General features: G+C 49.5%; 1 protein-coding gene. It reads right to left on the minus strand.

The features are described from left to right. Positions 1 to 105: 105 nt before the first annotated feature. The coding region (locus tag Q1A48_RS21550; protein WP_299948943.1) for an Nmad5 family putative nucleotide modification protein at positions 106 to 287 on the minus strand (182 nt) is incomplete at its 5' end.

Here is a 287-nt window from a genome sequence, read left to right on the forward strand (position 1 = left end):
TATTATCGCGGTGGCTTTTTTATTGAGTTGTAAAGTTGAAACGTCCATGATTAATCCCTAAAAAGGGGCCCAGTACCTACGGCCCAAGCAGTGGGGGTGTATTGGTTAAGCCGCAGTCGTTTGTACCCGCGGGATACCTTTTTGCAGCATCTCTGTGATGGAAGCGGCCAGCTCTGAGGGAACTAGGTTTTTGCCCTTATCCGCTGGTTTAGGCAGGTATTTAGCGCCCTCTGGAAGGAGTTCCTGCAGTTGCTTTGAGGTACGGCAAGAGTTGAGAATGGTCTGTA

The organism is uncultured Microbulbifer sp. (assembly GCF_947489355.1).
Taxonomy (GTDB): domain Bacteria; phylum Pseudomonadota; class Gammaproteobacteria; order Pseudomonadales; family Cellvibrionaceae; genus Microbulbifer.